Genomic DNA, 26,809 nt, shown 5'->3' with positions numbered 1-26,809 from the left:
ATGCCCGGGACGAACCTGACGGCCCAGGAGGCCGAACACCGCTCTCACGCGGTCACCGTGGACACGTACGACATCACGCTCGACCTGCGTGAGGCCGCCGGCTCCGACACCTTCCCGTCGGTCACGGAGATCGGCTTCGACTGCGCGGACTCGGACGCGCCGGTCTTCCTCGACCTGCGGGCCCCCCGGGTGCGGGAGGTCGTGGTCAACGGCCGTGCCCTGGCCGCGGACCGGGTCTTCCGGGACTCCCGGATCGAGCTCTCGCACCTCGTCGCCGGCCGCAACGAGGTGCGGGTGGTGGCGGACTGTGCGTACACGAACACCGGCGAAGGGCTGCACCGCTTCACCGACCCGGTCGACGGCAACATCTACCTCTACTCCCAGTTCGAGGTCGCGGACGCCCGGCGGGTCTTCGCCTGCTTCGACCAGCCCGATCTGAAGGCGGAGTTCAGCTTCACCGTGACCGCGCCCGCTGACTGGACGGTGGTCTCCAACTCGGCCGCCGTCACCGTCGCGGAGGCCACCGAAGAGCACGGGGACGGACGCCAAGGCGCCGCCACGGTGTGGTCGTTCGGGCGCACACCCAGGCTCTCCACGTATGTCGTCTCCCTCGTGGCCGGCCCCTACCACGCCGTGCGGGCGGAGCACCGGCGCGGCGAGCGCACCATCCCGCTCGGCCTGTACTGCAGGAAGAGCCTGGCCGAACACCTCGACCCCGACGAGATCTTCGCGGTGACGCGGCAGGGTTTCGACTGGTTCGAGGACCGGTTCGGCCACCCCTACCCCTTCGAGAAGTACGACCAGATCTTCGTCCCGGGCTTCAACGCGGGGGCCATGGAGAACGCGGCCGCCGTCACGTTCCACGAGAAGTACGTCTTCCGTTCGCGGGCCACCGAAGCGGCCCACCGCAAGCGGGCCGCGACGATCCTCCACGAGCTCAGCCACATGTGGTTCGGCGATCTGGTCACCATGGCGTGGTGGAGCGATCTCTGGCTCAACGAGTCCTTCGCCACCTACAGTTCGTTCGCCTGCCAGGCGCTCGGGCCCGACCCGCGGTGGGCCGACTCGTGGACGACGTTCGCCAACCACCAGAAGGCCAAGGCGTACCGGCAGGACCAACTGCCCTCCACCCACCCCGTCGTGGCGGAGATCCACGACCTCGACGACGTCCTCGTCAACTTCGACGGCATCACCTACGCCAAGGGCGCCTCCGTCCTGAAGCAGCTGGTCGCGTACGTCGGCATGGACGCCTTCTTCGAGGGCGTACGCGCCTACTTCGCCGCTCACGCCTACGGCAACACGCGGCTGACGGACCTGCTGGGGGCACTGGAGGAGGCCTCCGGGCGCGACCTGGGCACCTGGTCGAAGCAGTGGCTGGAGACCGCGGGGATCAACGTGCTGCGGCCCGAGATCGAAACGGACGCGGACGGCATCATCACCGCCTTCCGCATCCGCCAGGAGGCACAGGCCCTGCCGCCCGGCGTCCCGGGCGAGGCGACGCTGCGCCCGCACCGCATCGCGGTGGGCTCCTACACGCTGGACGGCGCGGACGGGCGGCTGCGGCGCACGCACCGCACGGAACTGGACGTCGCCGCCGCCGCGTACACGGACGTACCCGACATGGTGGGGCGCCGCCGCCCCGACGTGGTGCTGCTGAACGACGACGACCTCAGCTATGCCAAGGTCCGCTTCGACGAGGTGTCCCTGCGCGCTCTGACGCGGCACCTCGGCTCCTTCGCCGACCCGCTGCCCCGCGCCCTGTGCTGGGCCGCGGCGTGGGACATGACGCGCGACGGAGAGCTGGCAGCCCGGGACTACCTGAGCCTGGTGCTCTCGGCGATCGGCTCGGAGAGCGACATCGGCGTCGTGGAGTCGCTGCACCGCCAGGTCCTGCAAGCCCTGAACCACTTCACCGACCCGGCCGAGCGCGTGCGCCTCACGGCCGACTGGGCGGCCGCCGCCCTCGAACGGCTGCGCGCCGCCGAGCCCGGCAGTGACCACCAACTCGCCTGGACGCGGGCCTTCGTCACGGCCGCCCGTACCGACGCGCACCTCGACCTGCTCGCCGCGCTCCTCGACGGAGCGACCCCGGTTCCCGGGCTCGCCGTGGACGCCGAGGTGCGCTGGGCGATCGTGGTGCGCCTGGCCGCCGCCGGACGCCTCGACGAGGACGGCATCGCGGCCGAGCAGCGCCGTGACCCCACACCCGCGGGCGAGTGCCACGCGGCGACGGCCCGTGCCGCCCGGCCCGACGCGGAGGCCAAGGCAGCCGCCTGGGCGGCCGTGGTGGACCGCGGCGACCTGCCCAACCAGCTCCAGCGGGCGGTCATCGCGGGCTTCGCCGAGACCCTCGACCCCGCGCTGCTGGCGCCGTACACCGACCGGTACTTCGAAGCGGTCCTCGGCGTGTGGGAGACCAGGAGCCACGAGATGGCCAAGCAGATCGTCCTCGGTCTCTACCCGGCGGTCGTGGACGGCCCCGCGCTCGACCAGGCCGAAGTCTGGCTGGAGCGCCAGGCCGCGGCCCCGCCCGCGCTGCGCCGACTGATCCTGGAGCAGTACGACGACGCCGGGCGCGCCCTGCGCGCACAGGCCACCGACCGCGCCCGGAGGGGATAGCGCATGCGAGAAGACCTTTACGAGTTCTACGGGTACCAGGTCGCCTGCACGGCGCCCCCGGAAGCCGAGGCCGTGGTGGGCCGGCTCTTCGGTGCCCCGCTGCGGACCGGCGACGCGACCCGGTCGCCGTGGACGCCGCAGACCGTGCACCTGTCCATCGAGCTGACCGACACGGACCGCGAAGCCGTGCCGCCGCCCTACTTCCCGGAGCACTGGGACACCTCGGACGTGGTCGTCCTCGACACCGGAAGCTCCCGGGCGGCGATCACCCCCGGGCGCTGGACGGTACGGGTGACGCTGGCCCGCTCCGACCTCGACGACCCCGTCGTGTGGGGCCGCTGGCTCGTCGAGAAGGCCTTCCTCGTCCTCACGCTCCGCTCCGACCGGCACTACGGGCTGCACGCCGGCGCGCTGTCCGTCGACGGCCGCGCCGCCCTGGTGACCGCGGACAGCGGTGTCGGCAAGTCGACGTTCACCGCATGGGGCCTCTTCAAGGGCGCGGACTTCGCCGGCGAGGACGCCATGATGCGGCACATCGACGACACGGAGGGCCGGTTCTGGGGATACCCCCGCTGTGCCTACCTCGACCCGGCTCTGATCAAGAGCAGGCCGGAGCTCGCCGACGCGCCGGCCGCACAGGTTCCCGCGCGCGACAAGAAGCGCGTCGAATGGCCCGCCGTCTACGAGAGCCGGTTGCGGTCCGCCGTACGCCCGCGGGCCCTGCTCGTCCTGACCCGGGAGCACGAGACGGTCCGGCCACTGGAGGTCGACGCGGTACTCGACCTGTGCCGCAGCGACTTCGCGGCGGGCAAGGACAGCCCCGCCGTACTGGAGCAGGTGGAGAGCGACCTGCGCGCGCGGCTCTCGGACATGACAGTCCTCCAGTTCGGTCTCTCCACCGACCTGGACAGCAATTTCGAACGCCTGGCAGCAGTGCTGCACGGCTGACACCGGACCCGCACCACCATGAACGAGAGAGTGATAGGCGACATGGGCCCCACGAACTGGAGCACCCTCACGCGTATGCCGGTCAAGGCGTACCACTACGAGCTCGACACCTGTTTCCGCGAGGGGTTGAGCGAGTGCCAGGAGGCCTTCGGCGGCCGGCGGGACGAGGTCCTGCACCGCTCCGCGCTGATGCTGGTCAAGCCCGACGGCATGGCCACCGGGAAGCTCAAGGTCATCCTGGACTTCCTCGCCGATCACGACTTCAGCGTCGTCGGCGCCGAGATGTTCCACTTCAACCGGCACACGGGCCGTGAACTCTGGCGGCACCAGCACACACTGGCCTCGCTGGACCGCCTCGCCGTCAACGACATCGTGCTGCAGGCCGGCCCCACCCTGATGCTGCTCCTGCGCAGCCACGGCAGCCACGCCGTCCCCGCGACCGTCCACCTCAGCTCGCTCAAGGGGAAGGCGGACATCTCGCAGCAGGCCGCGGACAGCCTGCGCAGCCTCCTGAAGCGGCCCAACCGGCTGTGCAGCATGATCCACTGTGCCGATGAGCCGGCCGACCTGGTCCGCGAGCTGAACCTGCTGATGGATCCCGCACCGCGTCACCGGCTGCTCGGCCGGCTGGCGGAAGGCGTCCCGTCCCCGGCGGACGAGGAGCTCCTCGACCGCGTGCTGCACTCCGGCGAGTTCGGCGGGGTCATCCTCGACCGTGCGGCCGCCGCGCGGCGCATCGACGAGCTGGTCGCGGAGCGCGCCGCCGAGCGTCCCGACCTCGCGGAGCCCGCGGGGCGGATCCGGGCGTGGCTGGAGGGTGCGGAGCGCGGTGAACTGCTGCCGTGGCGGGAGTTCGCCAGTGTCCTCGGCTCGCTCGAACTCAAGCTGGACGTCTGGGATCTCGCCATCGTGGGCGCCAGCCACATCCAGGAGGACGAGCCCGGCGCCATCAAGGTGATCGGCAACCCGGCACCGGACTCCTGGCTGACGTGATCCCGTCCGTCGTGCGGCTCTCCCCGGGAGACGCCATCGCACTGCCGTCAGGGGGTCCGGTCCCGGTAGCGGGACCGGAACCCTGTCCCTCCCTGTTCCTGGTGCACGCCGAGGACTTGGCGGGGGAGTGGGAAGGCGCCCTGGCGGCGGTGCTCAGCGAGGAGGAGCGGGCCCGGGCCGCCCGGTTCCGCCGCAGCGAGGACAGGGACACGTACGCGGTGACCCACTTCGCGCTGCGGCTCGTCCTCGGCCGTCTCCTCGGTGTGGCCCCGGCCGCCGTGCCGTTCACCCGCCGGGCCTGCCCGGGCTGCGGCGAACCGCACGGCCGGCCGGGCGTATCGGGCGATCCCCTGCACTTCTCCCTGAGCCACAGCGAGCACCTGGGACTCATCGCCGTGGCAGCCACGCCCGTGGGCGTGGACGTGGAGAAGACCGCGACCGCCGAGGCCGCGGCGCCGCTCGTCGGGTCCCTGCACCCCACCGAGCGCGCCGAACTGGGCAAGCTCCCCGGGTCCGAGCTGCCACGGGCCTTCACCCGCACCTGGTGCCGGAAGGAGGCCTACCTGAAGGGCATCGGAACCGGTCTCTCGCGGCCGCTCTCGGAGGACTACGTCGGCGCGACACCGGAGCCGGCCGCCCCGCCGGGCTGGCAGATCGCCGACGTTCCCCTCGAAGCGGACGACATGGCCGCCGCCGTCGCCGTCCATCGCCACCACATCTGATCCAGGAAGGCCCCCACAGTGCGCGTTCGAACGACCGCCCAGCCACCATGGTGGTCGCGGCTGCGACCGTACGGGGAGCCCGTGCCCGTACCCCGCGCCCGGCTCCTCGTCGTGCCGCACTCCGGCGGTGGTCCCAACCGCTACCTGCGGCTGCTCGGTGATCTCCCCGACGACGTCGAGATACTCGGGCTCACGCTCCCGGGCCGGGAGCGCCGCAGGACCGAGCCGCCCGGCGCCACCCTGGACGAGGTGCTCACCAGCCTCGAGGCGATCCGTCTGCCCGAACTGCCCACGCTGATACTCGGTCACAGCCTGGGCGCGACGCTCGGTCTCCACCTCGCGCACGCCCTCGGCGAGCACTGCGTCGGTCTGATCGCGTCAGGGCAGGAGCCGCGCGACGGCATCGGCTGGCTCTCCGAGCACTCCAGCGACGAGGACGTCCTGCGGCTGCTCGAACTCGGCGGGGACATGCCGTCCGCGATCCTGGAGGACACGGCATGGCGCACGGCCCTCCTGGACAACCTGCGCGCGGACCTCAGGCTCGGCAGGGAGAGCGCCGAGCGGAGCAGGGGCCTGCGCATCGACGCACCCATCACCGTCCTGTGCGGACGAGAGGACCGTCTGGTCAACCAGGACGTGCTGGCGGGGTGGGGCGCCCACTCGGCCGCGGAGTGCGAGGTGCACGTCGTCCCCGGCGGCCACTTCGCCCTCTTCGATCCCGTCAACCGGCGGCAGTACGTCGAGGCGGTCGAGCGCCGCTTCGCCGCGATCGCCGAACCGGCCGGCTGATGTCCAGATCCCGGGCCTTCCGACCGCGACGAGTCCGCCTTTCCGGAGGCGAATGTCCGCAAGCGGATTTCGTACGTCAAACGCGAGCCTCAGCGCCTGGTGATTGCAGCCGGAATGGGCACGCTTATAGCGCGACATCAGCAGGTTGTAGACTACACACGTTCGGTTGTGAATGAATGGGCGAAATTACCGAATGGGGCCAAATGGTGCGCCCGTCCCCGCTGAAGTCGCCCCTACGGCAGGCCTGGTGGCGAGGTGTCCCCACCTCGCAACGCGGCGGACGGACGCCGAATGATCTCGATCGAACAGTGCGCCGGTGTGGAAAATCCCACGTCGGCAGAATGGGACGAACCATCCCGAGTCAAGCGGAATTACTCGCGGTGACACGACGAAGTTCGTCTATTATCTTCTGCAATCCGAAGTCAGGTTAAATGCAATCTCTGGGGGAAATTGTGCCGGAAGTCAACGACCTAGCGCGTCCAACGGCGAAGCCCGAGGCATCCGCAGACACGCTGCACACGTGGTTCGCCCGTCAGGCCGCCGGGAGCCCCCGGGCCACCGCGCTCACCGCCGGTGGAACCTCCATGACCTACGAGGAACTGCACGACCTGGCAGGACGCATGGCCGCCCGTCTGGTCGCGGCAGGCGTGCGCCCCGGTGACCTCGTCCCGGTGCTCGTCCAGCGCCGCCTGGTCATCCCCGCGATCCTCGGCGTGCTGATGGCGGGCGCCGCCTACGTGCCGCTCGACCCCCGGTACCCCGACACCCGCCACGCGAGCCTCGCCGAACGGGTCGGGGCGGGCGTGATCGTGACCGACGACGAACTCGTCGTGCGGGCGAAGGCGTGGCACACCGGATCGTTCGTGCTCGTCGGCGACGCCGCGGATTCGGACCTTCCGGCGCTGAGCGTCGAGGTCGCCCCTGACGACCTCGCCTACGTGATGTTCACGTCGGGCTCGACCGGCACGCCCAAGGGCGTGAAGATCACGCACCGCAACGTCACGCGGCTGATGGCCGAGTCGTCGGCGATCTACGACCTCGGTGCCGAGGACGTCTGGACGATGCTGCACTCCTACGCTTTCGACTTCTCCGTGTGGGAGATGTGGGGGGCGTTGCTGTTCGGCGGTCGTCTCGTCGTCGTCGAGGACGACGAGGCCCGTGCCCCCGACGAGCTGCTCGACCTGATGGACCGCGAAGGCGTCACGGTACTGAGCCAGACGCCCTCGGCCCTGGCGGCACTGACCGGCGCCGACGAGGTGCGGCCCGCCGGCCTCGACCGCCTGCGGCTGATCGTGCTCGGAGGTGAACGCCTCGACCCGGCCACGCTGAGCGGATGGTTCGCCCGCCGGGGCGACGAGCAGCCGCGCGTGGTGAACATGTACGGGATCACCGAGACGACGGTCCACGTCACGTACTGCCCCATCACGGCGCAGGACGCCGCCGCCGGCGCGGGCAGCCCCATCGGTGTGCCGCTCCCCGACCTGGACGTGTCGCTGCGGGACGAGGACGGCGCACCGACCCCCGTGGGGGAGGTCGGCGAGATCTGGATCTCCGGGCCCGGCCTGGCACGCGGGTACTTCGGCGACGACGACGCCACCGCGCGCAGCTTCCGCATGGCGGCCTGGGGTCCCGACGACCAGCGGCGGACCTACCTCAGCGGCGATCTCGCGCGAGCGGACGCCGACGGACGGCTCTTCTACGTGGGGCGGCGCGACGAGCAGGTGAAGGTCCGCGGCTACCGCGTCGAACTGGGCGAAGTCGGTGCGGCGCTGAAGGCCCACCCGGACGTCATCGACGCCTGCGTCGCGACCGACACCGGCAACTCGGTGGGATCCCGGCTGCTGGCATGGGCGACCGTACGACCCGGCGGCCCGGGCACGGACGGCCTGCGGGCGTTCCTGACCGAGCGGCTGCCCGGCCACATGGTTCCCAACGACTTGCGCATCGTGGACTCCATGCCGCTGACGCCCAACGGCAAGGTCGACCGCAAGGCCCTGCTCGAACAGGCCCGCGAGGCCTCCCGCACCGCTTCCCCCGCCGCGCAGGACGCCCCCCAGGGCGATTCCCTGCAGGCGGTCGTGGCGGGCATCTGGGCCGAAGAACTCGGAGTCCCCGAAGTCGGCCTCGGGGACGACTTCTTCGACCTCGGCGGACATTCCCTGCTGGTCTCGAAGGTCATCCGCCGCACGCGCACGGAGATCGGTGCACAGATCGGCGCGCGCGCCCTGTTCGAAGCACCGCGGCTCGGTGACTTCGTCGAGCGCGTACGGGCCCAGGCGGCGACCTCGGTGGGTGCGGCCGCCGACCGCTGAACGACCGGTCGTCGGACGCCGTGTACGAACTCCAGCCGCCACGGGGCGGCCTGAGGAATTGGGTGGAACAACGTGCGTGCAGTACGCAGTGGCAACAAGCGCAGGACGACGGGGATCGCGGCCTGCATGGCGGTGATCGCGCTCGTGGCCGGGTGCAGCAGCTCCGGCGGCAAGGCCGACGAAGCCGGCTCCGGTGACGCCGGCGGGAGCGCCCGGGACGTGAACACACCTCGGCTGAAGATTGCGATGGTGACGCACTCCGGTGAAGGGGACACGTTCTGGGACATCGTGCAGAGCGGAGCCAAGGAGGCGGCCCGGAAGGACAATGTCGAATTCCTCTACGCCAACGACAAGGAGGCCAAGGGGCAGGCCGAGCTGGTCCAGTCGTTCGTGGACAAGAAGGTCGACGGGATCGTGGTGACGCTGGCCAAGCCGGAGGCCATGAAGGACGTCCTGGGCAAGGCCGCGGCAGCGGGGATTCCGGTGGTGACGATCAATTCCGGAGCGGAGTTCTCCACGAAGTTCGGTGCGCTCGGCCACATCGGTCAGGATGAGTCGGTGGCGGGTGAAGCAGTGGGTCAGGAATTAAGCCGGCGCGGGAAGAAGAAGGCGCTGTGCGTAATCCACGAGCAGGGCAATGTCTCGCTGGAACAACGGTGCGCCGGAGTGAAGAAGACATTCGAGGGATCGGTGGAGAACCTGAATGTCGAAGGCACCAACGCACCCGGTGCGCAGTCCTCGCTGAGTGCGAAACTGCAGGCGTCCAATGACATCGACGCGGTGATCACCCTGGGTGCACCGATCGCGGCGGTGTCGGTGAAGGCGAAGCAGGACGCGGGGAGCAAGGCGGAAGTGGACACCTTCGACCTGAACGCCGAAGTGGTCAAGAGGCTCAAGGCCGAAGAGGTCGGCTTCGCGGTCGATCAGCAGCCGTATCTGCAGGGCTATCTCGCGGTGGACGAATTGTGGCTGTACAAGACGAACGGGAATGTCCTGGGCGGTGGCAAGCCGGTCCTGACGGGGCCCGCGATCGTCACCGAGAAGGATGTGCCCGCGCTCGAGAAGTACACCGCCCGCGGCACCCGATGAACCGCCTGGACGAGAAGCTCGCCAAGGGACCCGGGCCGGGGGTGCCCCCGCCGCCCGCCGCGACCGCGCGGCCCGACGAACGCCTGCTGGGGCGGTCACCGCTGCGCAGGCTGCTGGGCCGTCCGGAACTGGGCTCGGTGGTCGGCGCCGTCGCCGTCTTCCTGGTCTTCGCGGTCGTCGCCGACAGCTTCCTGCGCGTCTCCAGCCTCTCCACCGTCCTGTACGCGGCGTCGGTGATGGGTGTCATGGCGGTGCCGGTGGCGCTGCTGATGATCGGCGGCGAGTTCGACCTGTCGGCCGGCGTCCTGGTGACGAGCTCGGCGCTGTGCTCCTCGATGTTCAGCTACCAGCTGTCCGTCAACGTGTGGGTGGGCGTCGGGGTTTCACTCCTGGTGGCCCTGGCCGTCGGGTTCTTCAACGGCGTCCTGCTGACCCGCACGAAGCTGCCGAGCTTCATCACCACGCTCGGCACGTTCCTGATGCTGACGGGACTGAACCTCGGCCTGACCAAGCTGATCAGCGGCACCGTGTCGACGAAGTCGATCGCCGACATGGACGGCTTCAGCTCCGCCCGGGCGGTGTTCGCCTCGTCGCTCACCGTCGGCGGCGTCGACTACAAGGTGACCATCCTCTGGTGGCTCGGCCTGGTCGCGGCCGCCACCTGGATCCTGCTGCGCACCCGCGCCGGCAACTGGATCTTCGCGGTGGGCGGCAACAAGGACGCGGCCCGCGCGGTCGGTGTGCCGGTCGCCAGGACCAGGATCGGCCTCTATCTCGGTGTTGCCTTCGGCGCCTGGGTCTCGGGTCAGCACCTGCTGTTCTCGTACGACGTGGTGCAGTCCGGCGAGGGCGTCGGCAACGAGCTGATCTACATCATCGCGGCGGTCATCGGCGGCTGTCTCATCACCGGCGGCTACGGCTCCGCGGTCGGTTCGGCGGTGGGCGCGCTGATCTTCGGGATGGTCAGCAAGGGCATCGTGTTCGCCGAGTGGAACCCGGACTGGTTCAAGTTCTTCCTGGGGGCGATGTTGCTCCTGGCGACCCTGCTCAACCACTGGGTTCGAAAGCGCGCGGAGGCGACGTCATGACGACCGGGAGGAAGGGTGTGACCAGCCAGGATGCCGCGCCGGCTCGCACGCCGCTCGTCGAACTGGACGACGTCAGCAAGTACTATGGAAACGTCCGGGCCTTGGAGGGTGTGTCCCTCGAAGTCCACGCGGGTGAGATCTCCTGCGTGCTGGGCGACAACGGCGCGGGCAAGTCCACCCTCATCAAGATCATCGCGGGGCTGCACCGGCATGATGCGGGCACCCTCACGATCGAGGGCGCCGTGACGAAGCTCGGCTCGCCGCGCGAGGCCCTCGATCTGGGTATCGCCACGGTCTACCAGGACCTCGCGGTGGTTCCGCTGATGCCGGTCTGGCGGAACTTCTTCCTCGGATCCGAGCCGACGAAGGGCGTGGGTCCCTTCAAGCGCATGGACGTGGAGTTCATGCGCGGGACGACCCGGGCGGAGCTGTCGCGCCTGGGCATCGACCTGCGTGACGTGGACCAGCCCATCGGCACCCTCTCGGGGGGCGAGCGCCAGTCCGTGGCCATCGCGCGTGCCGTGTACTTCGGTGCGAAGGTCCTCGTCCTGGACGAGCCGACGGCCGCCCTCGGCGTCAAGCAGTCGGGCGTGGTCCTGAAGTACGTCGCCGCGGCGCGGGACGCCGGGCTCGGAGTGATCTTGATTACCCACAACCCGCACCACGCGTACCTGGTGGGCGACCGTTTCGTACTCCTCAAGCGCGGCAGGATGTCCGGCAGTCACACCCGCCGGGACGTCACGCTGGACGAACTGACCCGCCAGATGGCCGGCGGCAGCGAGCTCGACGACCTCCGCCACGAATTGGAAAGGGCGTGAGGAGCGGTCCGGACTGCCCGAGGCGCGCCGAAAACGCGTCGGCAAGACGTCTTGACTGACTGTTTTATCCGGCATCTCCGTAGAGCCTGTCTCATTCAGGGATCGGCCGTTCCCTGCGGATTTCCGTGAGCACCATGTTCCACAGGAACCCTTGGTTCCGCATTACTTGACGGAGTGTTAAGTGATCAAAACGATTGATGCCGGTGTCAACTCTCTGATAGTTTCACGCGCCGATGTCTTCTCGCGTGCCGCACTGCACGCCACAGCCGAATGAGTCGCCGCGAGGCCACGCTGATCCCAGGAGCCCTTCAGATGCAGCAGAAGCCACCTTATGCACCCCCTATTGCGGTGATCGGTATGGCGGCCCGTTTCGCGGGCGCGGAGAATGTCGAGCAGTACTGGACGAACCTCGTCGAAGGTGTCGAGTCGTCGAACCGGCAGGCCGGCGACGGAACCGGTCCGGAAGACGGCAGCCGTAACGGCAACTTTGTGCGGGGGGTCGCGCGGGTCGACGACATCGAGTCGTTCGACGCCGACCACTTCCGCATCCAGCCGACCGAAGCCATCATCATGGATCCGCAGCAGCGCGTGCTGCTGGAGGTGGCGGCCGAGGCGCTGGAGGACGCCGGCTACGCCGGTGAACACGACGCGGTGGTCGGTGTGTTCGTCGGTTCCGGCGAGAACCACTACTTCCGTGACTACGTGGCCCCGACGGAGGCCCGCGCGGGACGTACCGGCGACGTGCGCATCACACTTGCGAACGAAAAGGACTTCCTCGCACCGCGGCTCGCCTTCAAGCTCGGCCTCAACGGTCCCGCCATCACCGTGCAGACCGGCTGTGCCACGGCGCTCAGCGCGGTGGCCCTCGCCTGCTCGGCCCTGGCCGCAGGCGACTGCGACATCGCCCTGGCGGGCGGCGTGAGCCTGCTGATGCCGGACGTCGACGGGTACACGTACACCGAGGGCGGCATCCTGTCGGCCGACGGGCGGTGCCGCGCCTTCGACGCCGAGGCCTCCGGCACGATACCCGGATCGGGAGCCGGTGTCGTCGTGCTGAGGCGCGAATCCGACGCACAGGCCGCCCGTGACCACCGCAGGGCGGTCATCCGCGGCTGGGCGGTCAACAACGACGGTGGGTCACGCGGGGGATTCACCGTCCCGAACATCAACGGTCAGGAAGCGGTCATCCGTTCCGCACTCCTGCGCGCGGACGTCAAGCCCGACGAGGTGGGCTACGTGGAGACCCACGGAACGGGCACCGCGATCGGCGACCCCGTCGAGTTCGAGGCACTGCGCCGCGTCTTCGCGACCCCCGGCCGGCCGGCCGGAACGCCCGTCGTGCTCGGCGCGGTCAAGCCCAACATCGGGCACACCGACGCGGCGGCGGGCGCCGCGGGGCTGATCAAGGCGGCACTGACCGTCGAGCGGGCCGTCGTGCCGGGAACACTCCACTTCCGCTCGCCCAACCCCGAGATCGACCTCGCCTCGACTCCCTTCACCCTCACCTCCGAGACCCGCCCCTGGGACGCCGAGGGACCGCGCATCGCCGGTGTCAGCTCGTTCGGCCTCGGCGGGTCCAATGCCCATGTCGTGCTGGAGTCCGCCCCCGCCGCGCCGGCCGCGCCCTCGCCGCGCTCGCGCCAGGTCCTCGCGCTCTCCGCGCGCAGCGACGAAGAGCTGGCCCGGATGCGGGAGCGGCTCGCCGACCGGCTCGCTGCCGCGGCCTCGACCGATGACGCCGAACTGGCCGACATCGCGTACACGCTCGGAGTGGGGCGCGCCAGATTCGCCCGCCGCTGGGCGGCCGTGGTCACCGGACCTGCCGACGCCGTCGCACAGTTGCGCGCGGCCGGCGAGGCGGACCGGCCCACCGCACGGTGGTCGCTGGCGATGCACGGGACCCCTGCCGAACTGGCCGCGATGGGTGAACGGCTCGTCTCCACCGAGCCGTTGCTGCGCTCCGCGCTCACCGAACTCACCGGACACGCCGACCTCCGAGGCCTCGCCCCGGAACGAGCCGGTGCGCTCGCCGCGCTCGGCGTCGCCCGGGTCCTGCTCCGCCTCGGCCTCACCTTCGCCAGGGTGGACGCGCCGAAGTGGGCGCGTCCGGCCGCGCAGTGGCTGGCCGCCGGTGCCGACCCCGCGTCGCTGGAGGCGGCCCTCGCCGCCTGGACGGCCGACACCGACGCCGGGTCCGTCCGCGAGGGCGTCGGCCGGATCATCGTCGGCCCGTCCTTCGACCTGGCCGACGTGACGGCCGCGGCATGGCGAGCGGGCGTCGCGGTCGACTGGGCCGCCTACTACGGCGACGAGCAGCGCGGCCGCGTCCCCCTGCCGACCTACCCGTTCACCCGCCGCCGGTTCTGGCTCGAACGTCCGGAGACGGAGGTGGCCGGCAGCGCCCCGCAGACCGCGCCGACCCGCGCCGACACCGCGAACATCACCGAATTCGTCGAGAAGGTCTGGCGCACCGTCCTCGGCGTCGAGCGCATCGAGCACGACGCGCACTTCCTGGACGATCTCGGCGGCGACTCGCTGCACGCGGTGGAGATCGGGGCCTGCCTGAACGAGGAGCTCGGACTCGACCTGCCGATCGACCTGCCTTTCATCGCGCCCACAATCGAGGCCACTTCGACCTACGTCGAGAAGGCCCTGGCTACGGAGAAGAACTCATGAGCACCATCAACACCAACGACGTCCTGATCCGCCGACTGGACGTGACCGCCCGCGTGACCGATCAGGTGGTGGAGCTCAGCGAGCGCCACCAGGGCGGCCTCCTGATCGAAAGGCTGATCGGCCGCTACGTGATCGACGCCGACGCGCGCAAGGTCTGGCGGCTCATCGACGGACGCCGCAGCATCGCCCGGATCGTCGAGGACCTCTCCGCGGAGTCCGGCCTCCCGGTCGCCGAGATCGAGCAGCCCGTGCTCACCCTCTGCGGCCGCCTCGTCGAACTCGACATCCTCCAGGTCGTCACGCCCGCCGACGTCGCGGTGCTCGAACTGGTGGCAGTCGCCGGATGAGTCGCCCCGCCATCACCGAGGTCGGCCTCCAGATACCCGGCTACTCCTTCCCCGGGACCATGGACAACCAGCTCTTCGACCGTGTCGTCGAGATGGCGCAGACCGCCGAGGCCAACGGCTTCGACAGCCTGTGGACCATGGACCACGTGCACCAGATCGCCTCGGTCGGCGAGCCGGACGAGCCGATCCTGGAGGCCTACACGACGATCGCGGCGCTGGCCGCCGTCACGTCGACCGCCAAGCTCGGAGTGCTCGTCTCGTGCAACGGATTCCGTAACCCCGCGCTGCTCGCGAAGATGGTCACCACCATCGACGTCATCAGCAAGGGGCGCGCGATGCTCGGCATCGGCGCCGGCTGGCACGAGGAGGAGTGCCGCGCCTACGGCATGGACTTCCAGACCACCGGAGAGCGCCTCAAGGGACTGGCCGAGGCGGTGCAGATCTGCCGCGCGATGTTCACCGAGCACGCCCCGCGCTTCTCCGGCACGTACCACCGGATCGACGAGCCGATCAACGTACCCGGACCGATCAACCCCGACGGCCCGCCGATCCTCATCGGCGGCGGCGGCGAGCGGGTACTGATCCCGATGGTCGCCCGCTACGGAGACGCCTGCAACTTCTTCGGTGCGCCGGCCACCGTGCGTCACAAGATCGATGTGCTGGAGAAAGCGTGCGCCACCGTGGGCCGCGACTCCGGAGAGATCACCAAGACCTGGCTCGGGCACGCGATCATCACCGAGTCCGAAGCGGAGCTCCAGGAAGGGCTGGAACGGCTCGGGACGCTGCTGGGCCGCGCGCCGAGCGCCGTCCGGGGGTTCGCTCTCTGCGGCACGCCCGCGGAAGTGCGGCGCCAGATCGCGGAGTACCGCGACGCCGGAGCCGAGGGCCTGATCGTCACCGTGCTCGACCCGGGCGATCTGGAGCACCTGAGCCTGGTCGGCACGACGCTGCGGGAGGCCATGGATGACTGACCTGCCGAGCACTTCAGCGACCGACGTCAACCTGGACGGCGACCCCACCGACGTCATCGCGGCCGTCTGGGCCGGGGCCCTCGGCCTGGACACCGTCGACCCGGACGAAGGCTTCTTCGATCTGGGCGCGACGTCGGTCATGGTCGTCGACGTGGTCCGTGTCCTGCGTCGGCGCTGGCCGGGCATCAAGATCGTCGATGTCTTCTCCCGCCCGACCGTCCGACAGCTCGCGGCCTTCCTCGGCGATGGGTAGGCCGACCGCGAGCTCCGGACGCCTACTTCAGCGCGGTGCGGATCGCCTCGGCGAGCTCCAACCACGCGGCACCGCCGAAGAGATGATCGGCACCGGCGACCTCGTGGAAGGTGCTCCGACCGGTGGTCTCATGGCGCCAGCCGTCGACCTCGGACCCGCTGAGCAGGTCGTCGCTCCCGCCGTAAAGGACGGTGAGCGGCACGTCGAGGGGCGCGTCCGGCGTGTAGACGTAGTCGGAGACCAGCCGCATGTCGGCCGAGAGGATCGGCAGGAGCACCTCGAGGAGTTCAGGCTCTTCACGAAGGTGCTCGGGCACGTAACGCGTGAGGTCCTCACCCGACTCGTCGTCGCCGTCCGCCAGGACGCGCGGCGGAAGCTGCGACGCGACGAGCAGGTGGGCGACCTCGGGGCCGTCGGCGGACCGCTGCAGCCGCTGCGCCGTCTTGTAGGCCAGCAGGGCGCCGGAGCACTGGCCGAACAGCGCGACGCGCGGGACGTCCAGTGCGACCAGCTCCGCCACCAGTTCGTCGACGACGTCGTCGAGGGAGGTCGGCAGCGGCTCCGTCTGCCGGCTCTCGCGGCCGGCCAGCCGTACGCCGTACACGTCGGCCGCGTCGCCGATCACCGGACCCCAGGGACGGAACGGAGTCGCTCCGGCACCGGCCCACGGAATGCACGCGAGTGCGATGCCATTCCTCGTTTCCGTTCCCGTGCTCCACGGAACGAGCTTCGATGATTTCTTCGATATAGCCGCATAATTTGATATGTCCATGGGCGCGGATCCTAGCATGTTCTGCAGGTGATCCGCAGCGTGATTAAGGCAACGTAGATTAATCTCGGCTGCTGCCCTGGGAAGCCACTTCCAGCATGCTGATCCCCACCATTCGAGAGGATTCTGATGTTCAATCCAAGCGTCGAGGTCATTGTCGAGCAGCCGTCGGTTCTCGCCCAGCCCGACCTGTCGTTCGAGGCCATACTCAAGCGCTTTCCGGGACTGGCCGAGGCCGAGGCCGTCTGCATGACGGGATCGACGGCCGCCGGCTGGGGCAACACGTTCAGCGACATCGACATGTACGCCTTCGCCGACGGTGACCTCGACCTTCCCGTCGACGAGACGATGGAGACCTGGCAGAGCTCCGACCCGAGCGGTGTGCGCTGGACCATCTGGATGGGCGCCTACGGCGACCAGCGCGTCGACCTGAGGGTGTGGCCGACCAGCACCCTCGCCACGGTGCTGAAGTCCTACCTCGAAAAGGAGGTCGAGTTCTGCAACACCGGCGACTTCCTCCAGGACTTCATCTACCGGCTTTCCATCGGTATTCCGCTGAAGAACGAAGCCTTCTTCAAGGAAATGCGCGAGCTGCTCCGCAGCTCGTCGTACAGCCGGTCGCTCGCCCGATTCCTTAAGGCCGATGCGGAGAACTGTCTCACCGATGTCATGGGGCAGCTCGACTCCGGTGACTACAAGACGGCCCGCGTTTCCGCCGGGCTTGCCGCGGGATTCATGACGGACGCCGCCCTCGCGCTTTCCGGAGAGCTCTGCCGACGCAAGAAGTGGCTGCTCCGTCGCCTGGAAAGCACTCCGCAGTGCGGAATTGGTGTGGACGAATACCGCACCATGGTCCTCGACGGCCTGCGCCCCGGGGAGACCGACGCCGACTGCGCCCTGCGCGTCGCCCGCTGGACCCAGTCGCACATCGTGCGGCTCGAGGACGCCTTCCTGTCCACCCCCTGATCACCGTCGCCGAACCGGCACAGCGACGCCAGCACATCACCCCTGCGTACGCCGCAGTTGAGAAGGAGACAGAGTGATCATCGCCACACGGGAGGCCGCCCCGGGCAGCCCGTTCGCCGCCGAGACCGGCGTGAGCCCAGCTGGGGTGACCCCGTGAGCCCGACCACCTCGTTGGCAAAGCTCCGTGCCGCGGTGAGCGGTCCGGAGGACCCGCACCAGAAGCTGTTGGCGATGTCGACCATCGTGAACACCATCGGCATGGGAATGTTCCTGTCCGCGGGCACGATCTTCCTCATCAGATCCGCGGGGCTGAGCCCGACGGCTGCGGGGATCGGCCTCACCGTCGGGTCGCTGGCCGGCTTCGGCGCCGGAGTGCTGATCGGCGACCTGGCCGACCGTCGCGGCTCCAAGAAGGTCCTGATCGGCTCCATGCTGATCGAGGCGGTGGCGAGCGTCAGCCTGCTGCTGGTGCACAGCATGTGGCCGCTCTTCGTGGTGGCCGCCGCGGCCGCGGTCGGCCGTGCGGGAACGGTCAGCGCGCGCGGGGCGATGATCGGTGTGCTCGCCGAGGCGGGCCAGGGCGCACGGTTGCGCACCTACCTGCGTGCCGTGACCAACGTCGGGATCGCGGTGGGCACGATCGGGGCCGCGGTCGTCCTGGCCGTCGACACGCGCGCGGCGTACGTCACGATGATCCTCATCGACACGTTCACCTTCCTGATCGCCGCCGCGATCCTGACGCGGCTGCCGAACTTCCCCCCGACCCGGACCTCCGATGCCGAGGATTCCGCCGAGGAGAAGACGCCCCGGTGGCTGGCTCTCCGCGACCGGACCTATCTGGGTCTGACCGCCGCCTCGTCGGTCGCGAGCCTGCAGTACTTCGTGCTGGTCCAGGCCCTGCCGGTGTGGATCGTCCTGCGGACGAACGCGCCGCGGTGGATGGCCGCGATCGTCCTGTTCCTCGGCGCGGTCATCGTCGCCGCCACTCAGGTTCCCGCTACGCGGTCCATCACCGACCCGCGTTCGGCGGCCCGGCTGCTCGCGCTGTCCGGCCCGATGTTCCTGGTGGCATGGATCCTGATGGCGGTATCGGCGGGACCCTCCGCGTGGATCGCGGTCGCCCTGCTCCTCGTCGGCATCGTGGTGCACTCGCTGGCCGAGGTGTGGCAGGCCGCCGGTACGTTCGAGCTGTCGTTCGCGCTGGCCAAGCCCGAGGCCCAGGGGCAGTACCAGGGCGTGATGGGACTCGGTCACGGCCTCTCCGAGGCCGTGGCGCCGATCGTCGTCATCGCGATGTGCGTCAACTGGGGCAAGCCCGGCTGGATCGTGCTCGCCGTGATCGTCTCCGTGGCGGGCTTCATATGCGCCCTCATCGAGCGCAGCTGGTCGCGCTCGAACCCGCCGGCCAAGGCCGAGGCCCTCGCCGGCGAGTGAGCCGTCCGCGCGGTGAACCGCCGGAACCGTGAGGTGGCCGTTCGTACGATCGGACGCCTGGCGCCGAGACCGCCGGCGGTTCACCTCGATGTCCGGGAAGGCCCGGCGCCACGGTCGACAAAACCGTGGCGCCGGGCCTTCCCGGCTCGGCGCGTCCTCGGACACGGTGGTCCCCAGCCGGCAGGTGAAATCGGCGTCTGCCGCACACCGGGCTGAGATCGCCGACGTGGCTCGGCCGGAGCCCGTCCGGGATCATGCGACGGGACGAGTCCGTCCTTGGGGCCGGTGAACGGGTGGGCTCATCGGGGTCGATGGGGACGGGCGTGCCGTTCGGGCCGGTGAGCGGTACGAATGCACCACGAGCATCCTCGCCGGATCGGAGGACTACTCCCTCTTCGGCGTGCCCGTCTTCGAAGGCTGGTACGACGCCGACGGCACCCCGTGCACCTGGGGCCTCTCTCGTCTGCGTGGGACGGCTGCCGGCGCCTACAGACTGTGCCCCGCTCACGCAGCGTGCCCGCCGGACCCGCCCGAACGCGGGGCGGTACGGGAGCAGGGCCCGGACCGCGCGTCGCGGTACGGGCCCTGCTGCCGTGCGGTGCCGCCCTGCGGCGGCGGTGCGTCAGCTCTGCGCGGTGTCCTCGCCCGCCTGCCCGGCGCCCTCGGCTACGCCGGCCTTCTCGCGCATCTTTCGCACCAGCTCCGCCTTCTGGTCGGCCGCACCCCGGCGGTCGAGGTTGCGGTGCGGGCCGTTGTTCTGCCGTTCGGCGCGGGACAGCCTCTTGCGCTGGCCACCGCCCTGGCCCACGGGGTTGTTGATGTTCTTGCTCACGGTCACGGGTTCTCCCGGTAGTGATGTGAAGTGATCTACGGATTCATCGGTGGGGGACGGGCGGCGACGTCGAAGGACGCCAGCAGGGGCCCATCACGCCCTCACTCGTAAATCGGCCTCTGGAAGAACATGACAAAGACGGTACCCGGTTCCGTCGGCCCCTCACGCCACCCTTTCGGGTCCAGACCGGATCGAAGGTCTCGGACCACACCAAATATTGCCCATTTATGGCGGACATAAATATCATTCGATCCGAACTGGACGTGGCCAGTCCCTCCGACGCCGACGTGGCGCAGGCTGCTGCCACCCGGCGGGCATTCGTCGAGCGGTACGCCGACACGGGAACGCTCGTGATCGGCACCCACTTCCCCCCTCCCACCGCCGGTCTGCTCCGGCGCGGCGGTGACGGCAGCGTGCGGTTCGCTGCGGACGGCCTACGCTGAACCGTGGACTTCCGGCAGCTGACGTACTTCCTCGCCATCGTGGACCACGGCGGCTTCAACCGCGCGGCCGCGGCACTCTACGTGTCGCAGCCGTCCCTGTCGCAGGCCATCCAGGGCCTGGAACGCGACCTGGGCAGCGGCCTGTTCCACCGGATCGGCAGGAGGGTGGTCCTCACCGAGGCCGGTACGGCACTGGTTCCACGGGCACGGGAAACCCTGCACGCCCTGGAGCTGGCGCGGGCCAGCGTCGGCGCCGTCCGTGAACTACGCGCCGGACGCCTGGAGATCGCCGCGATGGCCTCACCCACGGTCCACCCCCTCAGCACCATGGTCCAGCGCTTCACCGAGCGCCATCCGGGGGTGTCGCTCAGCTTGCGCGTGGCACTCACCCGTGAGGACGTGGTGGAGATGGTGCGCACCGGAGGCTGTGAACTCGGACTGCTGACCACCTCCTCGCCACTGCCGAGCCGGGACGTCGTCCCGCACCACGTCGGAGAGGACCGGCTCGTCCTGGTCACCCCGATGGACGGCCCCTTCCCGCCCGGACAGGCCGTTCAACGCGAACAGCTCGAAGGCCACCGGCTGATCGTCGGGCAGCGGGGGACCGGGATCCGCGCCTACGTCGACGACCTGAAAGCACAGGGCATCGACGTCCACATCGCGGTGGAGACCGAACACCGCATGGTGTTCCTGCCCCTGGTGCTCGGGGGTGTGGGGCTGGCGGTGGTGACGGAGTCCTGGGCCGACCTCTCCGAGCGGGCCGGAGCCCTGGTTCTCGAACTGGAACCGGTCTCCGTCCAGCACAACATCCTGGTCAGCCGCAAGGCGCAACTGACACCGGCTGCCAGCGCCTTCCTGGAGATCGCCGTCCCGCCGACTCATAGGAGCAGCCTATGAGGGACATCGGGGATACGTGTTGGACCCCGGCTGCGCCTGATTGCTGGAATGCGTGCCATGACGAACCACAGCATCGCCCTCATCCCCGGTGACGGCATCGGCGCCGAAGTCCTCCCGGCGGCACGGGAGGTCCTCGACACGGTAGGGAAGCGCCACGGCATCACCTTCACCTACCAGCAGTTCGACTGGTCCTGCGAGCGGTACCTGCGCCTCGGCTCGATGATGCCCGAGGACGGCCTGGAGCAGCTCCGCCGTCATGACGCGATTCTCCTCGGGGCCGTCGGCCACCCCGGAGTACCCGACCACGTGTCCCTGTGGGGGCTGCTCATCCCGATCCGCAGGGCCTTCCGCCAGTACGTCAACCTCCGCCCGATCCGCGTCTTCGAGGGCCTGCCCAGCCCGGTGCGCGCGGCCGCGCCCGGCGCCGTGGACTTCGTGGTCGTCCGGGAGAACACCGAGGGCGAGTACAGCGAGATCGGCGGCCGGATGAACCGCGGAGGCCCCGATGAAATGGCCGTGCAGCAGGCCGTGTTCACGCGCAGGGGAGTGACCAGGGTCCTGGACTTCGCCTTCGGCCTCGCCGAACGGCGCGGCGGCCCCCTCACCTCGGCGACGAAGTCCAACGGCATCGTGCACACCATGCCGTTCTGGGACGAGCTGGTGGCCGAGCGCGCCGCCGAGCACCCCACGGTCGACTGGAACCAGGAGCACATCGACGCACTGGCCGCGAAGTTCGTCCTCGAACCCGCCCGCTTCGACGTCGTCGTCGCCTCCAACCTCTTCGGGGACATCCTCAGCGACCTGGCGGCGGCCGTGGCCGGTGGCATCGGCATCGCCCCGTCCGCCAACCTCAATCCGGAGGGCGAGTACCCCTCCATGTTCGAACCGGTCCACGGATCCGCCCCCGACATCGCCGGGCGAGGCATCGCCAATCCGATCGGCGCGATCTGGTCCGCCGCCATGATGCTCGACCACCTCGGTTACCCCGAGGCCGCGGCCGACGTCACCGACGCCATCGCCCGCGTCCTGGCCACCACCCCGGTGCGCACGCGTGACCTCGGCGGATCTGCCTCCACCGCCGTGTTCACATCCGCCATCCTCCAGCACCTCTGACACGGCACCGAAGCCAGGCAACGCAGACCGGAATGAGGGCGAAGGGCACCTGCGCTCCGCCTTCATCGGCGGTCCGTGTCAGGGGCGCAGCCTGTGAGCAGGGCGCTCGTCGCCGTTGGAACCCATCCGTCGACACGGGCGGCGCCGTCTCGTACCGGCGCGCACCGCCTGCCCGGCCGTGCCGTACCAGGCGCGTGTCGCTACGAAGGGGAAAGGGGAGTGGGGACTGGGCGGGGGAGCGTGCTCACTCCGGCGCGGGCGTCCCCCTGCACGTTCACCAGCCGAATCGGTGCCCGGTTGCCGTCCGGAGGGGGCCACGGGGAGCACCCGAAGGACTCGGACCGTGACCGGTTATCCGGCGAGGGCGGGCAGTACCTTTTCGCGGTAGGCGGCGAAAAAGGCCTCCTGCTCGGGGCCGATCTGCCCGACATACACCTCCTCGAAGCCCGCGTCCACATAGGCGCGTACGGCGGCCACGTGCTCCTCGACGTCGTCTCCGCAGGGAACGTTCTCCGACACCTGCTCGCGAGTGACGAGTTGGCTCGCCTGCTCGAAGTGGGCCGGTGTCGGGAGGATCTGGGCCAGCTCACCGGGGAGGTGTTCCGTGGGCCACAGCCTGTGCGCGGTGTCCACGGCCCTGTCACGGTCTGTGTCCCAGCACACTTTGAGACCGCCGATCACCGGCTTTCCCGCACCGCCTGCGTCCCGGAAGCGGCCGATGGCCTCCTCGTCCGGTCCCATGGTGACGAACCCGTCGCCGATACGGCCGGCGAGTTCCGCGGCCTTGGGGCCGAAGCCGGATACGTGGACGGGCAGTTGGCCTGCCGGCGTGGTGTAGAGGCGGGCGTTGTCGACCGTGTAGTGCGTGCCGCGGTGGCTGATCTGGCGGCCCGTGAAGAGCTTGCGCATCACCTCGACGGCTTCCTCCAGCATGTCGGCGCGCTCGTCGAAGGAGGGCCAGCGGTCGCCGAGGATGTGCTCGTTGAGCGCTTCGCCGGTACCCACGCCGAGGGCGAAGCGTCCGTCCAGCAGTCGGCTCGACGTGGCGGCGGCCTGCGCCGTCACGGCCGGGTGCACGCGCATGGTGGGGCAGGTGACCAGGGTGGTCACCGGCAGGTCCACGGTCTGGGACAGGGCACCGATCACCGACCAGACCAGCGGGCTGTTGCCCTGCGCGTCGTTCCAGGGATGGAAATGGTCGGAGATGGCCAGGCGGGTGAAACCGGCGTCCGCGGCCCGGCGTGCCTGCTCCAGCAGCTGGCCCGGGGTGAATTCCTCGCAGGACAGGAAGTAGCCGAACGACGTCATGGACCTCGTACCTCCATGGTGACTTGTATGGACAGCCCCCCGGTCGGCGCGTGCCCCTGGCGCGGCGCGGCAAACATCGCAGCGGTCAGCGGTCAGCGGTCAGCGGTCAGCGGTCCGGACCTGGGGACCTTACGGGCGCAGGATCAGCTCGAAGCCGCTGCGGGGCAGGGCCGGAATGCGGGACAGGGCGATGGACCACCGGTCCTGCTGGGGGACGTCGAAGTCGAGGCGGGCCAGTTCCGTCGCCAGGACCGCGAGGGCGGTCACGGTGATGTCCTCCCCCTCCCCCGGGCACCGGTGGCCGTGGGCGGGGTCGCCGCCGCCTTGGGTGACCAGGACGGCGTAGCTGTCGTCGGTGCCGGCCCGTGTTGCGCGGACATCGGTTGTCAGGGCCGCGAGGGCCTGCTCTTGCCGCGACAGGGCCCGGTGGGCGCGGACGTGGCGAGGGCCGGGCGATACGAAGCCGTCGAGCATGGCCGTGCAGTCACGGGACAGGTCCGCGACCGCCGCGCCGCCCAGGGGGAGGCCCGCCCATTCGCAGGCGGCCGGCGCGAGGGAATCGGCGGTGGTGTCGAAGAGGACCTGGCGGTCCCACGGCCGGCTGGTCACGGTGTCCGGGAAACGCCGCCGGACGAGCGCGCCCGGTGCCGCGACCCCGTCCGCGTCCTTGAGGAGCGAGAGGAACATGGCCTTGCGGACGCGGTGTGCCCGGCCGTCGAGGGTGTGTACGGCGCCGTGCCCGAACAGGGCGCCGGCTGCCGGATCCGGCAGGGCGGCGGCCCGTACGACGTGGTCCTCGTCGTAGAAGAAGCCGACCGCTTCGGGACCGCGGTCACCGGGCCGGTCTTGGGGCCGACGAGGGCGATCCTGAGCGTGTCGGGCACTGGGTCTGCTGCCGTGACGACGGTCAGTCTGTCGCCCACCCGATCAGCCGAGGTCTCAGCGCCAGGCCGTGTACCCCGGCAGCGACTCCGCTCGGCCTGATCCACCGCCGGATCCCCATGGCGCTTGGTCGCCACCCAGCCACCGATGTACCGGAACCCCCGGAGGTCATTCGGCGTCTCGCCAAGCGGGCTCGAGACGGTCGAGGAGGGTGTGGAAGGCTGCCGTGGCCCGGTCCCAGTCGCCGTCGGCGAGTGGCGCGTGGAGCAGTCCCAGCGTGGCGTCGACCAGGAGCGTGGCCTCGGCGTCGGCTCTGTCTTCGGGCATGCCGAGGCCGGTGAAAGCGGCGGTCAGCACGTCCCTCCATTCGTTGAGCAGGTTGCGCATGACGGGGCCGTAGCGGCTGGGGTTGAGCACGCTGGCCGTCATCACCTCGAAGGTGATCGGGAGAACGGCGCGACGCTCGGCAGGCGTGAATTGGCGCCACAGTTCCTCCACGACGCGCCTCATGCCCGCGGCATCCGCGGGGGCGCCCGCGGTGTCGAGCGCCTGGCGCAGGAGGAGGACCGGCCGTCCCTCGTCCTGGGCGAGCGCCTCGGCGACCAGCCGGTCCTTGGTGCCGAAGTAGTAGAGGAGCATGCGGTCGCTCGTGCCGAGCGCCTTGGCCAGGGGGCGGAGGGAGAGGTCCGCCAGCCCGTTGTGGATCACGTATTCGCGGACCCGGCGCAGCAGCTCGGCTCGTTTCCCCAGGTCAGCCGCTCGCCCCATGGATCACACCCCCTGGCCCGAATGTCTTCAATGTCTAAAATGCGAGGTATTTACTGTAGCACCCGTTACAGGTATACTGATAGCTGTAGCGACTGCTACATGAACCCGGCCGGGACACCCGGCACGAGGAGGCGAGAGGCTCTCACGGAGCCGATGAAGGGAATGATCAGCATGGCCGTCCAGGTCGGCCACCGCACAGCGCGCGACGCCGCACGAGCCGGCACGCTCCCTGCCTGGCCTCAGGCAGACCGGGGCAGGCCCCTGCGGCCTGATTCCCCGAGCGGCGGGCAGCCTGACCGTGGCCATGACCACGGTCAGGCCCGCACGTCCTGGGCGGCACGCCAGACGGCACTGTGGTCGCGAGTGCTGGCCGCCCCGAGTGCCTCCGCCATCCGCACCTGCACGTGGGACTCGTCCTGGGCTGTGGCTCGCGAAGCAGCGTCGGTCGGCCGTACCCGGCGGGCCCTCACCACCCGGCTGTCCTCCTGGGGGCTTCACGAGTTGACGGACACCACCCAGCTCCTGGCCAGCGAACTGATCACGAACGCCCTCCGCCACGCCCACGGCCCCATCCGCGTCCATCTGCGCGTGCACGACGCCCTCCTGCGGTGCGAGGTGGAGGACGCCGACCCGAACGGCCCGGTCCCCCGCACCGCAGGCGCCGACGCCGAGAGCGGACGCGGTATCGAACTCGTCGACGCGCTGGCCCAAGCCTGGGGAAGCGACGCCACGCTCACCGGCAAGACGACGTGGTTCGAACTGCCCCTCCCCAGCTCCGGGCACGACATCACGTACGCGACGCCGACCCCATGACGCGTGCGGGTGCCTGACCGCTCCGCAGTCCGGGTCGGGCACGTCGAGGCATCCACGGTTAGGTGCTCGTCAGGGTCTCGGCCCGGCGCCGCCGATGCCCGAGACGGGACTGCCTTCGGTGCCGTGCCCTTGTCCTGCTGCGGGCGAGTACTACGGGCGCAGCGCCTTGCCGCCGGCGTGGCCGGGTTCAACGTGGCGTACCGGATTTGCCTGCTCTACGACCCGAACCGCGCGGTCCGCCCGCTCCGCCAGGTCCCGGCTCGCCTGGCGCGTCCTCGTCATGGCCGGAGGGCTCGTCTTTCAAGGCCCGTTCGACGCGATCGGGGTTGGCTGGCGGCGCCGCGGAGCCCGTTCCGGTCCGGGATGCGACCCCGGGTGGACGTCCGTGCTCGTCGAGCATCGCCCCGTTGTCAGGCAACCTGGGACGTGTTCCCTGGCCGCACTGGTCTGCTTCGTCGCGGTGATCTCCGGTGTTTCGCACGACGGACTTCCTCACTTCGAGGTGGAGGCGCCAACGGCAGCCGGTGAGCGGACCAGCGGTGCCGTGGGGCGGTCGGTCGCTTCGGTCACCATGAGCTTCGTTACGCCCACCTCGCCTTCGCCGTCCGCCGGCAGCTGCGGCGGGAAGCAGCCGGTGCCCGCTGGGGGCCGCTCCGCAAGGCGCGGTCCACGGCGGTCGGCCGCAGGGTCTTCAGGATGTGCCGGCCCGGCGTTCGACACATGCCAGCAGCCTGCCCATGGACTCGGCGTCCAGGCTGGGAGGGAGACGCCCAGCAGGTGGCGGGGATCCGAAGCGATGCGTTTCATGGGCACATCTCCCATCGGTCGTGGTGGACAGGCCGAGCGGCGGTCGGACCCGGATGCGGGTGTGTGCCACCGTGCTGCGTGCTCCGCTCAGGGCACTGACGACACCGCTCCCGGGCTCGGTCCTCTCCGCGCCCAAGTGGCGTTCCACGACG

General features: G+C 70.0%; 24 protein-coding genes. 19 read left to right on the top strand and 5 right to left on the bottom strand.

Going from position 1 to position 26,809, the window contains the following annotated elements; genetic code table 11:
* From pepN to IF88_RS0125095, 13 genes are all read left to right on the top strand, one after another.
* On the top strand, positions 1-2,619 hold the full coding sequence (gene pepN / locus IF88_RS0125155; RefSeq protein WP_030716782.1) for an aminopeptidase N: 2,619 nt from the start codon (positions 1-3) through the stop codon (positions 2,617-2,619).
* 3 nt (positions 2,620-2,622) lie between these two features.
* Positions 2,623-3,567 (top strand): hypothetical protein, encoded by a 945-nt coding sequence (locus IF88_RS0125150; RefSeq protein WP_030716779.1) that lies wholly within the window; start codon positions 2,623-2,625, stop codon positions 3,565-3,567.
* Between the two features lie 18 nt (positions 3,568-3,585).
* Positions 3,586-4,560 (top strand): nucleoside-diphosphate kinase, encoded by a 975-nt coding sequence (locus IF88_RS0125145; RefSeq protein ID WP_078893124.1) that lies wholly within the window; start codon positions 3,586-3,588, stop codon positions 4,558-4,560.
* A gap of 101 nt (positions 4,561-4,661) precedes the next feature.
* Positions 4,662-5,282 carry a 4'-phosphopantetheinyl transferase family protein gene (locus IF88_RS0125140; RefSeq protein WP_158754565.1) on the top strand — a complete coding sequence of 207 codons (621 nt, stop codon included), beginning with the start codon at positions 4,662-4,664 and terminating at the stop codon, positions 5,280-5,282.
* 81 nt (positions 5,283-5,363) lie between these two features.
* Positions 5,364-6,071, top strand: coding sequence for a thioesterase II family protein (locus IF88_RS0125135; protein WP_030716768.1), 708 nt, complete (start codon positions 5,364-5,366; stop codon positions 6,069-6,071).
* A gap of 431 nt (positions 6,072-6,502) precedes the next feature.
* Positions 6,503-8,383, top strand: a complete 1,881-nt coding sequence (locus IF88_RS0125130) for a non-ribosomal peptide synthetase (protein WP_078893122.1) — start codon at positions 6,503-6,505, stop codon at positions 8,381-8,383.
* A 126-nt stretch (positions 8,384-8,509) separates the two neighbouring features.
* Positions 8,510-9,472, top strand: coding sequence for a sugar ABC transporter substrate-binding protein (locus IF88_RS0125125; protein WP_030716762.1), 963 nt, complete (start codon positions 8,510-8,512; stop codon positions 9,470-9,472).
* On the top strand, positions 9,469-10,560 hold the full coding sequence (locus IF88_RS0125120) for an ABC transporter permease (RefSeq protein WP_078893121.1): 1,092 nt from the start codon (positions 9,469-9,471) through the stop codon (positions 10,558-10,560). Before IF88_RS0125125 ends, IF88_RS0125120 begins: the two co-directional genes overlap by 4 nt.
* Positions 10,557-11,378 carry an ATP-binding cassette domain-containing protein gene (locus IF88_RS0125115; protein ID WP_051837512.1) on the top strand — a complete coding sequence of 274 codons (822 nt, stop codon included), beginning with the start codon at positions 10,557-10,559 and terminating at the stop codon, positions 11,376-11,378. Before IF88_RS0125120 ends, IF88_RS0125115 begins: the two co-directional genes overlap by 4 nt.
* Positions 11,379-11,690: 312 nt before the next feature.
* Positions 11,691-14,054 carry a polyketide synthase gene (locus tag IF88_RS0125110; protein ID WP_158754563.1) on the top strand — a complete coding sequence of 788 codons (2,364 nt, stop codon included), beginning with the start codon at positions 11,691-11,693 and terminating at the stop codon, positions 14,052-14,054.
* Positions 14,051-14,401: a PqqD family protein gene (locus IF88_RS0125105; RefSeq protein ID WP_030716750.1), complete on the top strand. Its 351-nt coding sequence runs from the start codon at positions 14,051-14,053 to the stop codon at positions 14,399-14,401. Before IF88_RS0125110 ends, IF88_RS0125105 begins: the two co-directional genes overlap by 4 nt.
* Positions 14,398-15,372 carry a TIGR03560 family F420-dependent LLM class oxidoreductase gene (locus IF88_RS0125100; protein ID WP_051837508.1) on the top strand — a complete coding sequence of 325 codons (975 nt, stop codon included), beginning with the start codon at positions 14,398-14,400 and terminating at the stop codon, positions 15,370-15,372. Before IF88_RS0125105 ends, IF88_RS0125100 begins: the two co-directional genes overlap by 4 nt.
* Positions 15,365-15,625, top strand: coding sequence for a phosphopantetheine-binding protein (locus IF88_RS0125095; protein ID WP_030716744.1), 261 nt, complete (start codon positions 15,365-15,367; stop codon positions 15,623-15,625). Before IF88_RS0125100 ends, IF88_RS0125095 begins: the two co-directional genes overlap by 8 nt.
* A 22-nt stretch (positions 15,626-15,647) precedes the next feature.
* Here the strand turns inward: IF88_RS0125095 and IF88_RS0125090 are convergent, their stop codons facing one another.
* On the bottom strand, positions 15,648-16,397 hold the full coding sequence (locus tag IF88_RS0125090) for a thioesterase II family protein (RefSeq protein ID WP_158754562.1): 750 nt from the start codon (positions 16,395-16,397) through the stop codon (positions 15,648-15,650).
* A gap of 126 nt (positions 16,398-16,523) precedes the next feature.
* Here IF88_RS0125090 and IF88_RS0125085 point away from each other — a divergent pair, with 126 nt between their 5' ends.
* Entirely contained in the window at positions 16,524-17,360 is an 837-nt protein-coding gene (locus IF88_RS0125085; RefSeq protein ID WP_030716739.1) for a hypothetical protein, read from the top strand.
* A gap of 153 nt (positions 17,361-17,513) precedes the next feature.
* Entirely contained in the window at positions 17,514-18,794 is a 1,281-nt protein-coding gene (locus tag IF88_RS0125075) for an MFS transporter (protein ID WP_158754560.1), read from the top strand.
* Between the two features lie 622 nt (positions 18,795-19,416).
* Here the strand turns inward: IF88_RS0125075 and IF88_RS0125070 are convergent.
* The gene (locus IF88_RS0125070) at positions 19,417-19,632 is read right to left on the bottom strand and encodes a DUF6243 family protein (protein WP_030716735.1); all 216 of its coding nucleotides are present in this window, start codon (positions 19,630-19,632) and stop codon (positions 19,417-19,419) included.
* A gap of 221 nt (positions 19,633-19,853) precedes the next feature.
* Here IF88_RS0125070 and IF88_RS0125065 point away from each other — a divergent pair, with 221 nt between their 5' ends.
* Genes IF88_RS0125065 through IF88_RS0125055 form a run of 3 tightly spaced genes read left to right on the top strand, consistent with a single transcriptional unit; the run spans position 19,854 to position 22,079 of the window.
* Positions 19,854-20,069, top strand: coding sequence for a hypothetical protein (locus IF88_RS0125065; protein ID WP_030716732.1), 216 nt, complete (start codon positions 19,854-19,856; stop codon positions 20,067-20,069).
* Between the two features lie 3 nt (positions 20,070-20,072).
* Positions 20,073-20,966 (top strand): LysR family transcriptional regulator, encoded by an 894-nt coding sequence (locus IF88_RS0125060; RefSeq protein ID WP_030716725.1) that lies wholly within the window; start codon positions 20,073-20,075, stop codon positions 20,964-20,966.
* Between the two features lie 57 nt (positions 20,967-21,023).
* Positions 21,024-22,079: a tartrate dehydrogenase gene (locus IF88_RS0125055; RefSeq protein WP_030716722.1), complete on the top strand. Its 1,056-nt coding sequence runs from the start codon at positions 21,024-21,026 to the stop codon at positions 22,077-22,079.
* Positions 22,080-22,430: 351 nt separating this feature from the next.
* Here IF88_RS0125055 and IF88_RS0125050 read toward each other — a convergent pair whose 3' ends face one another.
* From IF88_RS0125050 to IF88_RS0125035, 3 genes are all read right to left on the bottom strand, one after another.
* Positions 22,431-23,387 carry a TIGR03557 family F420-dependent LLM class oxidoreductase gene (locus IF88_RS0125050; protein ID WP_030716719.1) on the bottom strand — a complete coding sequence of 319 codons (957 nt, stop codon included), beginning with the start codon at positions 23,385-23,387 and terminating at the stop codon, positions 22,431-22,433.
* Between the two features lie 129 nt (positions 23,388-23,516).
* A complete protein-coding gene (locus IF88_RS45680; protein WP_030716716.1) occupies positions 23,517-24,074 on the bottom strand; it encodes a hypothetical protein in 558 nt (185 codons plus the stop codon).
* Positions 24,075-24,437: 363 nt separating this feature from the next.
* Entirely contained in the window at positions 24,438-25,037 is a 600-nt protein-coding gene (locus IF88_RS0125035; RefSeq protein ID WP_030716709.1) for a TetR/AcrR family transcriptional regulator, read from the bottom strand.
* A gap of 423 nt (positions 25,038-25,460) precedes the next feature.
* Between IF88_RS0125035 and IF88_RS48195 the strand changes: the two genes are divergently transcribed.
* Positions 25,461-25,850 (top strand): ATP-binding protein, encoded by a 390-nt coding sequence (locus tag IF88_RS48195; protein WP_234323688.1) that lies wholly within the window; start codon positions 25,461-25,463, stop codon positions 25,848-25,850.
* Positions 25,851-26,809 lie beyond the last annotated feature (959 nt).

The sequence above is a fragment of the Streptomyces sp. NRRL F-2580 genome (genome assembly GCF_000720115.1).
GTDB lineage: Bacteria > Actinomycetota > Actinomycetes > Streptomycetales > Streptomycetaceae > Streptomyces.
Note: the sequence above shows the minus strand (reverse complement) of the source record. Positions and strands in the feature narration are given on the sequence as shown.

Coding starts and splice junctions, on each gene's coding strand:
- IF88_RS0125105 (WP_030716750.1), top strand. CDS start 14,051: ATGAGCACCATCAACACCAACGACGTCCTGATCCGCCGACTGGACGTG.
- IF88_RS0125130 (WP_078893122.1), top strand. CDS start 6,503: ATGCAATCTCTGGGGGAAATTGTGCCGGAAGTCAACGACCTAGCGCGT.
- IF88_RS45680 (WP_030716716.1), bottom strand. CDS start 24,074: ATGTTCCTCTCGCTCCTCAAGGACGCGGACGGGGTCGCGGCACCGGGC.
- IF88_RS0125050 (WP_030716719.1), bottom strand. CDS start 23,387: ATGACGTCGTTCGGCTACTTCCTGTCCTGCGAGGAATTCACCCCGGGC.
- IF88_RS0125100 (WP_051837508.1), top strand. CDS start 14,398: ATGAGTCGCCCCGCCATCACCGAGGTCGGCCTCCAGATACCCGGCTAC.
- IF88_RS0125125 (WP_030716762.1), top strand. CDS start 8,510: ATGGCGGTGATCGCGCTCGTGGCCGGGTGCAGCAGCTCCGGCGGCAAG.
- IF88_RS0125150 (WP_030716779.1), top strand. CDS start 2,623: ATGCGAGAAGACCTTTACGAGTTCTACGGGTACCAGGTCGCCTGCACG.
- IF88_RS0125095 (WP_030716744.1), top strand. CDS start 15,365: ATGACTGACCTGCCGAGCACTTCAGCGACCGACGTCAACCTGGACGGC.
- IF88_RS0125055 (WP_030716722.1), top strand. CDS start 21,024: ATGACGAACCACAGCATCGCCCTCATCCCCGGTGACGGCATCGGCGCC.
- IF88_RS0125110 (WP_158754563.1), top strand. CDS start 11,691: ATGCAGCAGAAGCCACCTTATGCACCCCCTATTGCGGTGATCGGTATG.
- IF88_RS0125065 (WP_030716732.1), top strand. CDS start 19,854: ATGGCGGACATAAATATCATTCGATCCGAACTGGACGTGGCCAGTCCC.
- IF88_RS0125035 (WP_030716709.1), bottom strand. CDS start 25,037: ATGGGGCGAGCGGCTGACCTGGGGAAACGAGCCGAGCTGCTGCGCCGG.
- IF88_RS0125145 (WP_078893124.1), top strand. CDS start 3,586: ATGAACGAGAGAGTGATAGGCGACATGGGCCCCACGAACTGGAGCACC.
- IF88_RS0125085 (WP_030716739.1), top strand. CDS start 16,524: ATGTTCAATCCAAGCGTCGAGGTCATTGTCGAGCAGCCGTCGGTTCTC.
- pepN (WP_030716782.1), top strand. CDS start 1: ATGCCCGGGACGAACCTGACGGCCCAGGAGGCCGAACACCGCTCTCAC.
- IF88_RS0125090 (WP_158754562.1), bottom strand. CDS start 16,397: ATGGACATATCAAATTATGCGGCTATATCGAAGAAATCATCGAAGCTC.
- IF88_RS0125115 (WP_051837512.1), top strand. CDS start 10,557: ATGACGACCGGGAGGAAGGGTGTGACCAGCCAGGATGCCGCGCCGGCT.
- IF88_RS0125120 (WP_078893121.1), top strand. CDS start 9,469: ATGAACCGCCTGGACGAGAAGCTCGCCAAGGGACCCGGGCCGGGGGTG.